This is a genomic window from Sphaerisporangium album, from assembly GCF_003323745.1.
In the GTDB taxonomy this organism is placed as follows: domain Bacteria; phylum Actinomycetota; class Actinomycetes; order Streptosporangiales; family Streptosporangiaceae; genus Sphaerisporangium; species Sphaerisporangium album.
The window spans coordinates 447,670-460,590 of the sequence record NZ_QOIL01000002.1; the positions used below are offsets into that span (position 1 = coordinate 447,670).

A 12,921-nucleotide genomic window follows, 5' to 3' on the forward strand; every position below is an offset into this window, starting at 1 on the left:
TTGGCTCGCGCTCCGGATCAGACGAGGTCGACAGGCAGGACGGTGTAGCCCGTGACCTGCTCGGGGACGACCAGCCGAGCTTCTCCTGCAGGGCTGGAAGAGGACGCGACCGCAGACTTGACGACGGAGTTGAGAAGCTGCTTGGCGAACTCGCGAAGCGCCTGGGTGGGTGACACGTCGCCGTTGGCGATGAAGGCTCGGAAAGTAGCGATCTGCGTCAGGATCGAAGCCTGTGCCTCACCGAAACCGAACGCCAGGATGCTCGGATGCGGGCCGAAGCCAGGGTCGACCAGCCGCTGGTAATCGTCGTTCCACTCATCGGTGGGGTGGCCGTCGGTGAGGAAGAACACCGTGGGGCGGTACGGGGAGTGCCCGGCTTGCCGGAGTTTCTTGATGTCCATCTCGATCGTGTCGCGAAGCAGCGAGAACGCCGCACCGTAGTTGGTCATGCCCCGCGCGCTGAGCTGCGGAATCGACTGGACGTCGTTGAGATCGGCCAGGGGCAGCAGGATCTCGGCACCCGTGCTGAAGCCGATGATGCCCAGCCGTGCCTTGTCGGCGACGACCGGATTACTGGCGATCTCATCGTAGATCGTGGGAAGTTCCTGGTTGATGGCCTGCAGCGGGGCGCCGTCCATCGAGTAGGACTCGTCGCACACGAGGTAGAAGGGGAGTACCTGCTCGCTCATCGGAGTATGCCTATGCTTTCGGGTTCTTGGGGGCGCAGCCGTCCGTGACGAAGTAGATCTCCATGGAGATCGACCCGCTCGGTGCGGCGAGGTCGTGGAAGTTGCGGGTCGCGGCCGTGCCGAAGATCTTCGGGTAGGCCTTGCGCGCTGCGTTGTTGACACGTGTGGCGAGATGGACACCGTTCCCCGCGCTGCCGTTGGCGCCGAAGGTCAGCACCATGCCGGCGTGCCGACCGTCGAGGCGGTTCCTGTGCTTACCCAGCGAGCGCTTCACCTGGCTGGTGAGCGCCCGATCGTCGGCACCGGCGTTGATCCGGAACGAGAGCTTGACTGGTTTCGCTCGCACACCGCCGATACGAGTCGCGCACGGAGATGGGGTCGGCGACGGCTTGGGTGTCGTGGTACTGCCACCCGCGCGCGGTCTGACTGGTGCCGGAGGCGGTGCCTGGGCTCCGAGCATGATGATCGTGAGCCCCAGCAGCAGGTCGGCGAAGAGCCATCCGGCGAGCAAGATGGGGGTGGTCGGCCTCCGCCGTCGTGTCACCGCGTCCCACCCGGAAGGTCCGAAGCCTGGTCGGGTACGCCCCAAGCCCTACTTGAAGCGTCGTTGGACCCATCGAGTACGCCAGGGGGCGCAGTCGGTACGTGCGAGATCGGGCTCGGCGCGGGTGTGGAGAGCACCTCGGCCGCGTGGTTCACCGCGGACTCGAGGTGAGCGATCGCATATTTGAGCTCTGCGAACTCGCCGTCAGTGAGCTCCTTGATCTTTGATGGCAGGTTGGTGATGACACCGTCGAGTGCGATCGGCAGCCGGTCTAGCGTGTCTCGGGTCCTTTCGAGGACGGTGATGGTCCTGCCGGAGGCATCGGACGCGATCTCGATCCGGGAAGCGTGTGCTCCGGCGATGAGAGACCAGTCGCCAAGGGCTTCCCGGATTTCCATGCTCGTGCCGCCGAACGTGTCGCGGAACTCCGACGCCGTGATGGAGAGGGTGTCGGTCATCTGCTGCCCGAACAACTCGGCGGCTTTCGCGGTCGACGAGCTGACCGTCGCTCGAGCCTCGTCGATAGCGGCTTCGATGCGGGTCGCCGCGTTGACGAGTTCACCCGCACGCGTGCCCAACGTGCCGACACGGGTGTCAAGAGCGGCGACATGGGAGTCGAGGCCGGCGACGCGGGTGTCCAGGGTGCTGATCGCGTCTTGGACCGCCCTTGCCCACTGCGCGAGTTCGTTGCTGACCGCCTCCTGTATGGCGAGGGTCGTCGCAGAGACGGTCGTGGAAACGTGGTCGCCGGCGGCCGCGAGTGCCTGCTCGGCCTTGGAACCCGTGGCGTCGATGACGGTCGTCGTCTGCCGAACCGAAGCGGTCATGTCGACGCAGGCCGCGTTGATGTCCGTAAGGTGCTTGTCGAGTGCCTCGACCGCTCCCTGCACGTCCGTCGCGCCGGCGACGAGTGCCTCCGACACCTTTTCGGCGGATTCCAGTGCCTGCGTGAGTCCCTTACTCAGTTCGTTGTGCATCTTGCGCGTGGTGAAGCCGACCTTCTCGATCTCCATGGCGGCCTTGGTGAGCTCGGCCGTGAAACGCGCAGGGGAGGAGAGCCGGACCTGGCCGAGGACGAGCGTCGCCTCTGTAAGGGCCCCCCGCAGCCGGGTCCGAAGACGAGCGAACTCCTCTTCCGAACGATCTTCATGGCGGGTCCGAGTGAGGTTCTCGAAAATGGTCCATGCGATCAGGATGAAGATCACGCTCAGGGTGGCCAGCGCGACGTTGTCGAACTTGTACAGGGAAGGAAGGCGGCCGTCGAAGCCCTGCTGCCACATCTCGAGAAAGGGCCGACGCGCCACTTCTGGCCCTTCGGCATCGAGCGCGGCGCCATAGGCGTTGGTGGCTTCTCGCAAACCGATCCATGTGGTGAGGATCGGTGCGAAGACCAGGACGGAGCTGATCGTCGCCTTGGCTCTGCCCGACATCCTCGGCTTCTTCTGGCCCGCCGAGGGTCCCGTGCTGTCCACGATGAAAGTGTCTTGTGGCGCGAATGCGGCGAACAGGTCGACCTCGCACCAGCGTTCGGCTCTCCCGGTGCGAGGAGCGCCGGCCGGCTCAGGAAGTAGTCGCGCACCATACGGGGTCGCGGGTGAGAGTCGGCTCGACTCGATGATGGCGTCCGCGAGGTCACGCAGTTGGTCGCCGCGGGCTTCCGCATAAGGGTGGGCAGCGATCTCGCGAAGCTCGGTGGCAAGCTCCAGGTCCGTCACGGACGACCGACGTCCTTTCATCAGGGGGAATGGTTACGAGGTGGATCGGATGGGCTGATTACCGCTGTGAATGTGGGGATTGAAGTGAACGGTGGCGCATGGTCAGACGTGGCGCCCCTCACCGAGGTTTACCGGCGATATTCAAGAGTGATCCACTTCGATCGTCGTCCCACTTCCTGCCGGTATGGTCGGCGGTCGACTTCCCGGGCTCCGCCTGATGTGGTGCATCTCCCGTACCTCTCTGGCGAGGTGCGAGCAACGCTCTGTGTGAGACTGCTGATCATGGTCCGGAGGCGTGGTTCGACTCCGGCGTTCTAAGGAGTTGGAGGGCGGCCGGGCGGGGTCGCTCCCGCGCAGGCGGGGTCGGTAAAGCCGGATAGGTCTTTCGAGCTGGTCAGAGCCTCGCAGGGCACCTCGCTGGTGTAGCCCCAGATGTATGAGCGTCAGGGAGCTTCTTCATTGGTGTTGTGAATTCGATGCACAAGAGTACCATGAAATGCAGGCAGCTCGACCGGGTGATCGTGCGGGGTGTATGCCATGCGCGATTGGATGGCGGTGGTCGGCCCGAAATTTCAGTCCGAAATAGCCCAGCTGTCCGAAATGGTGCTATGGGCAGAGTTTGATACTAGACATAGTGGCAGTCTTCTGGATGAAAAGGGCTTAGCGGTCGTGGTGATGGCTAACAACCCCGATGCAAAGCTTGCGCTCGCTTTACCCTGTCTGGATGATGGCTCGATCTTCATATCCTGGGTGAGGCGGGTAATCGTGACTCCATTGGACCGGTCCGATCCCGAGAGGATCGGGGACATCGTCTTACGAGGCAGGCTCGGCAGCGGTGGCATGGGCAGGGTCTTCTTCGGCGTCACACCGGATTACGAGCGGGTCGCCGTCAAGGTGATCCGGGAGGATCTCGCCGATCGAGCCGAGGTGCGGGCAAGGTTCGCCAGGGAGATCGACGCCTTACGCACGATCCAGGGGCCATCCGTGGCGAGCCTGGTCGAGGCCTCCGAAGACGAGGGCGAGAGCCCGTGGCTCGCGGTGGAGTACGTCAGAGGGCTGAGCCTGCGCGAGTTCGTCGACCACCATGGGCCCATTCCCGCGGATCAGGCGGCCCCCCTCGGTGTGCTGCTCGCCGACGCGCTCCAGGCCGTCCACCAGGCGGGATTGCTTCACCGGGACCTCAAGCCGGGAAACGTCCTGCTCGGCAGGGACGGTCCCAAGGTCATCGACATGGGCCTGGTGGCGCTCGCCGAAGGGCCGACCGACCTCACCACCTCCGAATCGATGCTGGGAACGCCCGCCTGCATGGCTCCCGAGCAGATCAACACCCCGAAGAACCTGACGCCGAAGGCGGACGTGTACGCGCTCGGCGCGACCCTGCTGTTCGCCCTCACCAAGCACTACCCCTACAAGGCGGAGAACCTGCATGCCTTGCTATTCGTGATCACCAACCCGGGCAAGCACCCCGACCTGGACGGAATCCCGGAGGAGATGACCCCGATCATCTCCGCGATGCTCGCATACGACCCCGCCGCTCGCCCGGATCTGGCCCAGGCCAGGGCATGGCTCACCGACCTGGCCACCCGGGACGGTGTGGCCCTGCCTATCGCGATCCGCCGGCTCGCGGTGGCGACGTATGTCGAGCGGCCGTCCGATCCGCCCGAGGTCGACCAGCCCATGCCGAGGAGGCGGGAGCTCGCCCACGTCCTCGACTCGGATTCGGTCGTCGCACGGCTGGCCGAGCGGCTGCGCGGAGCCTACGCCTGCAACGCGACGTTCTGAGCGTCCACATCTGAAGGAGAGCAGTGACCGAGACGACCTTTCCCCCCGGCGCTCGGGTCTGGATCCGCGAAGCGGAGTGGATGGTTCGTACGTGTACCCCCGTGAAACACGACACGAAGCACCACCGGATCACCGTGGTCGGCGCGTCCGAGTTCGTCCGTGACGAGGACGCTGTGTTCTTCACCGATCTCGATGACGTCGAGCTGATGCGTCCAGAAGAGACCGTCCTGGAGCAGGACGACACGCCGCACTTCGCCAAGAGCCGGCTCTTCTTGGAGGCGGTCCTGCGCAGGACGCCGTTGCCGCAGACCGAGAAGGGCCTCGCGCTGCCCGACCGGTTCCTGCTGGACCCGCTGCCCTACCAGCTGCGCCCGGCAGAGTTGGCGCTGAACGGGCTACGCCCCCGCATCCTGCTCGCCGACGTCGTCGGCCTCGGCAAAACGCTGGAGATCGGGCTCATCCTTGCCGAGCTGATCAGGCGGGGGCGCGGCGACCGCATCCTGGTGGTCACGCCGCAGCAGGTGCTGGAGCAGTTCCAGCACGAGTTGTGGACGCGGTTCTCCATCCCGCTGATCCGGCTGGACTCGGTCGGCATCGAACGGATCCAGCGCGAGATCCCGGCCGGGCGCAACCCGTTCACGTACTACAAGCGGATCATCGTCTCCATCGACACGCTCAAGAACGAGGGCAAGTACGGCCAGCACCTGGAGAAGATCCACTGGGACGCCGTGGTCATCGACGAGTCGCACAACCTCATCGGCGAGAGCAGCTTGCGCAACAAGCTGGCCAAGCTGCTCTCCCGCAGGACCGACGCGCTGCTGATGGCCAGCGCCACCCCGCACAATGGGGAAAGCAGGTCATTCGCCGAGCTGGTCCGCATGCTCGACCCGGCGGCCATCGTCGACGAGGACGACTACTCGGCCAAGGACATCCGGCACCTCTACATCCGCCGTACCAAGATCGACCCTGAGGTACGGAACCACATCGGCACCAAGTGGCCAGACCGGGGGCCGTCCGTCCCGGTCCGGTGTGCGGCTTCCGACCCGGAGGAACGGATCTTCGAGGAGCTGACCCGGGTCTGGCTTGCCGGTGACCAGCGGGAGGGCGGAGCGCGGGTCAGCAAGGAGCGGCGCCTCTTCCCGTACACCCTCCTCAAGGCCTTCCTCTCCTCGCATCACGCCCTCGCGAAGACCGTGACCAACCGGCTGAAGAACACCGTCAGGCCGCCCGAGCCGCGCGAGCGGGAGGCGCTGGAAACGCTCGGCAGGCTCGCCGCCCAAGTGACCGACGCCGACTCGGCCAAGCTGGACGCCCTTGTCGATCAGCTCACCCTGATCGGGGTGGGGCCGCGCAGCGACCGGCGCGTGGTGGTGTTCTCCGAGAGCGTCGAGACGGTGAAGTGGCTCGCCCGGGTCCTCCCGTCCAAGCTTGGACTGACCGTCGAAGGCGCGGTCGAGATGATGCTCGGCAGCGGATTCACCGACCAGCAGCAGCAGGAGGTCATCGAGCGGTTCTCGCTCGCGGACAGCAAGGTGCGGGTGCTGGTCACCACCGACGTGACCTCCGAAGGCGTCAACCTGCACCGGCAATGTCACCATCTGATCCACTATGACGTGCCGTGGAGCCTGATCCGCATCGAGCAGCGCAACGGCCGGGTCGATCGGTACGGCCAACAGCACCAGCCGCAGTTCAAGGCCCTGATCCTGACGTCCCGCGTGTCCGGGACCAAGGACGACACGCTGGTCGCAGAGAAGCTCCTGGAGAAGGAGGCGACCGCCCACCGGAGCCTCGGCACCGCCGAGGCGGTGACCGGCGAGTACCGCGCCGAGCGCGAGGAACGCCGGCTCATCCAGGACCTTCTCGACGGGAAGACCGTCGAGGAGTCCCTGGAAGCCCACCAAGGTCTCGATGCCCTCGTCGGCCTGCTCACGACCCCAGCGGCACTTCTTGACGCAGCGGGCAAGCGTGCGGATTCTGAGCCGTTACGGGCGGACGTGCCGAAGCTGTTCGGCAGTACTGAAGACTTCGTCCGCGAGAGCGTGCGCACACTCGGGCTCCTGAAGGACCTGGAGGACGACGGCGAGATGCTCGCCTTCACGCCCCCCGGCGACCTCATCCACCGGTTGTCCGCGCTGCCCGCGTCCTACCTGCGCACCCACGACGTCAGGAAGCGGATGAAGGTCACCTTCAGCCGCTCCCTGGCCCAGCGCAAGCTCGACGAGGCCCGCAGGACCAAGACCATGTGGCCGGACATCGCCTACCTGTCCGACCTGCACCCCATGGTGGAGTGGCTCACCGACAAGGTCCTCGTACGGCTAGGCCGCCAGAAGGCCCCCGTCCTGATCGCGAACGTCACCGAGCCGACCTTCCTGATCCAGGGCATCTACTCCAACACCCTCGGCCAGCCCACGGTCGTGGAATGGATGGCGATCACCGGACTCACGGGTGCGCCCGCCCTACACGACATGGTGGCGACCCTGCACCAGGCCAAGGTCGGGCCGGGGATGAACAACCCGGCGCAGCCGCTGGACCTCCAGCGCCTCCAGGACCTGGTGAAGCCCGCCGTCGAGGTCGCCCGCGCCCACCTGGAGGAGCGGCGGGCGCACTACGACGCGGAGATCGTCGAGCCGCTCGACGCCTACCAGGCGAAGCTCACCCAATGGCAGCAGCTCACCCTCGACGGGGTGCACGTCTCCCAGTACGGCCGCAGATCGGCCGACGTGCGCGAGACCGTCGCCGAGCAGCAGCGCCTGATCGACTCCTTACGGACCACCGGTGAACCGCTGCTGCGGGTACTCGCCGTACTGATTGAAGGCTGAACCCGATGAGCTTCGATTCGCTGGTCAACCGCGGTGACTACTTCTCGGCGCACTACCTGGCCGAGGTTCTCCCCAAGGATCTCAAGAAGAAGGAAGGCCTGCTCGCGCGCTGGAACGAGGAGGAAAAGGCCGGCCGTACGACGCCGCGCCGGGGACTGCGCGCTCTGGGCAAGCAGTACTTCGCCGATCGGCCGTTCTTCGCCGACTTCGACGCACGGCTGCGCGGCGGCGACCCCGTCAGTCCGGACGAGGAGACCGAATGGCGTAAGGAGCTGAACGAGCTGCACGGCGACGTGCTGCGCGCCCTGGCGTTCGAAACGCGACCACGCGAGCTGACCGTGGAGCGGGCCGGCAAGGAGTACGCCGTCCAGGTCGCGTACGCGGACCAGCACCTGGTGGCCGTCGAATGTGGCTGGGCCGCCGACGTGGACGCCGCCCTGGACGCACGCTCGGGCCGTGTGCTGTTCCCCGTGCAGCTCGACAACCGCGAGCGCATCACGTCGGTGACCAAGCTGGCCTCGTGGCTGCTCGCGAGCGACACGCCGCCGCGCTACGTGCTGATCCTCGCCGGGGGAGTGGTCGTGCTCGCCGACCGCGCCACCTGGGGCGAGGGACGCTACCTGGCTGTCAGCCTGGACGTGGCGCTCGGGCGGAACAACCTCGAAGAGCTGCAGACCATCGCGGCGCTCTTCGGCGCCGACTCGCTGCTGCCTCCCGAGGAAGGCGGTTCCGACAAGCTCGACGAGCTGCTCACCAGCTCCCGCCAGCACGCCGTCGGCGTCTCCACCGAGCTTCGCAGGGGCCTGCAGCAGTCGGTCGAGCTGATCGCCAACGAGGTGCTCAACCGGATCCGCCAGGCCGAACGTCCCACCGAGAACGGGCCCGTCAAAGTGCGGCCCGAGGACGTCATGGAGCCCGGGGCTCTCGCCAAGGAGCTGGGTCGCGAAGCGCTGCGTTACCTCTACCGGATCCTGTTCCTGCTGTACGCCGAAGCGCGGCCCGAGCACGGCATTCTGCCGACCGACGACGATGACTACACCAAGGGATACAGCCTCGCCCGGCTCGGCGACCTCGTCGTACGCGACCTGTCCGGCGAGGAGGCCAGGTACAGCTTCCACCTGTACGAGTCGCTGGACAAGCTGTTCCAGCTGGTCAACCGGGGGCACCGTCCTCGGGGCGGGACCGCGCCGGAAGGCTCGGAGGGGGAGGGGCTGCGATTCGAGCCGCTCCGCTCCGGGCTGTTCGAGCCCGAGGCCATCAAGCTCATCGGACGTGAGGCGCTGACCGTGCCCGGGTACGACGAGGACGACCCGGACGCGCCGACGATCGACACGCGGCTCCGCAACGAGACGCTGCACAAGGTGTTGCGCCTGCTCATGCTCACGAGGGGGCGCAGGAAGGAGCGCGGGGGGTTCATCTCGTACGCGCAACTCGGCATCAACCAGCTCGGCGCGGTGTACGAGGGGCTGATGTCCTACACGGGCTTCATCTCCACCGAGGAGCTGTACGAGGTCGCCAAACACGGCGACCCGCACGGCGGCACCTGGACGATCCCCGCCTCGAAGGTCGACGACTACCCCTCGGACGTTTTCGTTCCCGAACTCGACGAGGACGGGCACCAGACCGGCGGGTACAAGCACCACCCCAAGGGCGCATTCGTCTATCGGCTCGCCGGGCGTGACCGCGAGACCAGCGCGTCGTACTACACCCCCGAGTCGCTGACCCAGGTCACTGTCCAGCTCGCCCTGCAACACCGGCTCGACCAGGACGGCACGGTCACCACCGCGCGCGAGATCCTGGAGTGGAAGATCTGCGAGCCTGCCCTCGGGTCGGGCGCGTTCCTCAACGAGGCCATCAACCAGGTGGCCGCCGAATACCTCAGGCGGCGCCAGAAGGAGCTCGGCCAGAGCGTCGACCCGGAGAAGTACGAGGAGACGCTGCAGCGGGTCAAGGCGTACATCGCGCTGCACAACGCCTACGGCGTCGACCTCAACGAGACCGCCATCGAGCTCGCCGAGGTCTCCGTCTGGCTGAACGTCATGCACCCCGGCCTCCAGGCCCCCTGGTTCGGGCTGCACCTGCGCCGGGGCAACTCCCTCATCGGCGCGGGCCGCCGCGTGTACGACCCGTCGGCGCTGACCAAGGGACAGTGGCTGAAGTCGGCCCCTGAGGACGTCCCGTTCTCCGCGGGCCCGCTGCCTGCCGGGAAGGTGCACCACTTCCTGTTGCCCGCAGAGGGCTGGGGAGCCGTCGCGGGAGCCAAGGAAGCCAAGGAGCTCGCGCCCGAGGACACCAAGCGCCTCGCCGACTGGCGCAGGCAGATCCGCAAGTCACCGTCGGACAAGAAGTCCGGTGCTCGGAAGCCATCCCAACTCCAGCGCCTCCAGGCTCTCTCCGGCCGGGCCGAATACCTCTGGGGATCTGGTCATCCAGCGCCTCGCCATCTCCGATCGCGAGATCAGCCGCAAGATCGATGTCTGGGGCGCCGACTGGATCGACCAGCCCGCCGATGCCGTCCCCAAGGAGAAGGTCTTCGGCGACCTCGTCGCACCCGGCACCCCGTACTGGCGCCTGAAGAAGGTCATGGACGCCTGGTGCGCCCTCTGGTTCTGGCCCCTCGACAAGGCCGCTCTCCTCGACGGTACCGACCCGGTCTATACGAGGCTGGCGCCGTCTAAAACGTCTGACTACGGATCAGATGCTGTAACGCCAACCGTGGCGAAGACGGACGCGGACCCTGGACGTACTGACTCGCCGGCGGCCACGCAGTCCGGTCCCCAGGATTCGATCCAGGCGGCCATTCCCGTCGACACCGGCCCGGACGAGACGATCGGCTTCCGGATTCGTCACCAGCGTGCGCTGTTCCCCATCGGTGACGAGCAACTTTCCCTAGACGGCTTCGCCCACGAGGCCAAGGAAGCCCGTGCCCCCCGCTCGAAGCCCGCCCGTAAGCGCCCGGCCTTTGAGCCCCTCCGCCCGGTCATCCCCCTGGCCAACCTCGACGACTGGCTCGACTTCGCCGAGTCCCTCCTCGGCCGCGCCGACATCCCCGAAGACTCCCTGGCCTCGAACTTCGCCAGCCTGACCGACCTTGAGGCGTACGAAGACCAGCTACCTCTCTGGATGGGCATGGCATCCCCCAACAAACTGGCCGAACACTTCCCCTGGCTCGACAAAATCGAAGACATCACCGACCAACAGGGCTTCTTCCACTGGGAACTCCACTTCGCCCAGGTATTCACCAACGGGGGTTTCGACCTCCAAGTCGGGAATCCCCCTTGGGTGCGTCCACGCTGGGAAGAAGCTCCTATTCTGGCGGAGCTTGATCCATGGTTCATGCTTCAAGAGCAGCCTAATGTTGAGGAAGTTGAGCTGCGAAAATCGGCAGTTATCAACAATTTGGATACTAGTTTCATCCTGGATGAGCTCGGTATACATAGTGGAACAGTCGCGTTCTTCGGTTCGATATCTACCTACAGACTTCTTGCAGGGACGCAACCCGATCTTTATCGCGTTTTCATGTTGCGTGCCTGGGGAAATCTAGGGGCCGGGTCTGTTGCTGCTCTGATCCATCCCAAGACGCACTTCGACGGTGCTAAGGAAGGACAATTTCGTGCGGCGACGTACCGACACTTGAGGCTCCATGCCCATTTTCAGAATCGTCGGCTCCTCTTTAGGGAGGTCGACTGGAACAAGCAGTTCTCTATTAATATTTACGGGGCTCGGCGGGAAATTGATTTCATTCATGTGAGCTGGCTGTTCGATCCGAGACCATTGATGGAATCGTTCAGTCATAATGGAGAGGGTGAAGTGCCGGGAATCAAACATGAGGGTGCTTGGGATTTGCGTGGCCATCGTGCACGACTAATCCGCGTGAATGAAAAAACCTTGGCCGAGTGGCGCATGCTGGCGGATGCACCTGATGTGCCGGTCGAAGAGACCAAGCTTCTTTATCCAGTTTCGACAGCAGAACAGCAGGCGATCGCTGCCTTGGCTACCGCACGGCCACGGCTAGGGCAACTCGAGGCAAGGATAACTAGGGGATATGACGAGTCGGCTGCGAAGAAGGACGGTCTTATTCGCTGGGAAAGTTCGGATCCGAGAGACTGGAGGGAAGTCGTCCTCCGCGGCCCGCAGTTCACTGGTGCGACTCCATTTGCCAAGCAGCCACCGAACACCAAGCACACAGACAAGCCAGTTGATCTGTGCTCGTTGCCCGAGGATGCTGTTCCGTCAACTGATTATCGTCGCGCCACGGACCTAGAAATATATCGGCAGGCTCAGGATCGATGGATAGATTATTCACTTCTCGATAGGTTGCTGTCCTCGCCCGAGAGGGTTGCTCGTGCGCGAACTCGTGTAGCTGAAACGCGGTCCATCGAGTTCCTAGAGGTGACGCAAGAGCAGATTAAAGCTGTGCTCCTCAAGGAGGCAGAGCTTCCATATACTGAATTCTATCGCGTAGCTTGGCGGGAGATGATTCCAGCCTCGACTGAGCGTAGCCTATTCCCGGCTATATTCCCGCCTGGGCCCGCGCATATTCATGGTGTCAGATCGATGGCGCTGATTACTAATCGGGAAACTGCTCTCGTTGCGGGATATTGGTCGGCGCTTCCGCTTGATTATTCTCTTCGTATCGGTGGTAGGGGTCATCTTGATGTCATGGAAGCGCGCGCTATGCTGGTACCTGATCCAGCGCATCCGTTGGCGGATGCACTCTTGCTGCGCACCTTGCGCCTCAATTGCCTAACTCGAGAGTATGCGCCTTTGTGGTCGGAGCTTTTCTGTGAGGAATGGAGCAATGAGGGGTGGGCAGTGGAGTGGTTCGGCTTGCCGGAACTAAACTCCGGACTTTCTCCTGAATGGGAGTGGGTAACACCCATACGTGTTGAGAGGGCGCGCCGGTCCGCCCTTGTGGAGCTGGATGCGCTGGTTGCTGTGATGGTGGGTATTGACATCGATGCTCTGATTGCTCTGTACAGGTCACGTTTTCCTCAGCTTGTGGAATACGAGCGTGAGATGTGGTTTGACGGCAGAGGACGCAAACTTGCGGCGAATTTCAATCAATGGGGGCAAGGTCAGACGAAGGAGCACTTCGAGAAACTGATGGTTCACCTGGACCCCGAGGTTCGGGGCCCGGTTCCGGAGGGGTACGTCGCGCCCTTCTATAAGGCGGATCGGGAGGCTGAGTATCGGCAGGCTCATGCGGTTTTCAGTGAGCGGCTGCGCAAAGCTCAGGCGGGGGAGTGATGGCCCGCGTGGGCGGGAGCCGTGCCTGGGAGGCGTCTCGGCAGGCCAGTGAAGCCGATCGGTCGGCCGCGTCGGGGTTGAGCGGGGGACCGGTGGGCGGAGCCGGGGTCCGCTCAGAGTCC

Annotated in this window: 7 protein-coding genes; 4 read left to right on the forward strand and 3 right to left on the reverse strand. The window is 64.6% G+C overall.

The annotated features are described in order from the left end of the window. Positions 1–17 precede the first annotated feature (17 nt). The 3 genes from DQ384_RS04435 to DQ384_RS04445 form a co-directional block, all read right to left on the reverse strand. Entirely contained in the window at positions 18–689 is a 672-nt protein-coding gene (locus tag DQ384_RS04435; RefSeq protein ID WP_114027365.1) for a vWA domain-containing protein, read from the reverse strand. Positions 690–699: 10 nt separating this feature from the next. Then, positions 700–1,035: a hypothetical protein gene (locus tag DQ384_RS42665; protein ID WP_245966242.1), complete on the reverse strand. Its 336-nt coding sequence runs from the start codon at positions 1,033–1,035 to the stop codon at positions 700–702. Positions 1,036–1,229: 194 nt separating this feature from the next. After that, a complete protein-coding gene (locus DQ384_RS04445; RefSeq protein ID WP_114027367.1) occupies positions 1,230–2,948 on the reverse strand; it encodes a hypothetical protein in 1,719 nt (572 codons plus the stop codon). A gap of 765 nt (positions 2,949–3,713) precedes the next feature. On the opposite strand from DQ384_RS04445, the gene DQ384_RS04450 reads away from it, so the two are divergent. The 4 genes from DQ384_RS04450 (at position 3,714) to DQ384_RS42070 (ending at position 12,799) form a co-directional block, all read left to right on the forward strand. Next, positions 3,714–4,730 (forward strand): serine/threonine-protein kinase, encoded by a 1,017-nt coding sequence (locus DQ384_RS04450; protein WP_181871022.1) that lies wholly within the window; start codon positions 3,714–3,716, stop codon positions 4,728–4,730. A 101-nt stretch (positions 4,731–4,831) separates the two neighbouring features. Then, entirely contained in the window at positions 4,832–7,549 is a 2,718-nt protein-coding gene (locus DQ384_RS04455; protein ID WP_245966243.1) for a DEAD/DEAH box helicase, read from the forward strand. Positions 7,550–7,554: 5 nt separating this feature from the next. Further along, the gene (locus DQ384_RS44080) at positions 7,555–10,227 is read left to right on the forward strand and encodes a hypothetical protein (protein ID WP_425451412.1); all 2,673 of its coding nucleotides are present in this window, start codon (positions 7,555–7,557) and stop codon (positions 10,225–10,227) included. A gap of 451 nt (positions 10,228–10,678) precedes the next feature. After that, positions 10,679–12,799: an Eco57I restriction-modification methylase domain-containing protein gene (locus DQ384_RS42070; RefSeq protein WP_425451416.1), complete on the forward strand. Its 2,121-nt coding sequence runs from the start codon at positions 10,679–10,681 to the stop codon at positions 12,797–12,799. The last annotated feature ends 122 nt before the right edge of the window (positions 12,800–12,921 follow it).

What these genes read in the sequence shown, in the direction of transcription:
- DQ384_RS42070 (WP_425451416.1), top strand. Translation starts at nt 10,679, where the DNA reads ATGGCATCCCCCAACAAACTGGCCGAACACTTCCCCTGGCTCGACAAA.
- DQ384_RS04435 (WP_114027365.1), bottom strand. Translation starts at nt 689, where the DNA reads ATGAGCGAGCAGGTACTCCCCTTCTACCTCGTGTGCGACGAGTCCTAC.
- DQ384_RS44080 (WP_425451412.1), top strand. Translation starts at nt 7,555, where the DNA reads ATGAGCTTCGATTCGCTGGTCAACCGCGGTGACTACTTCTCGGCGCAC.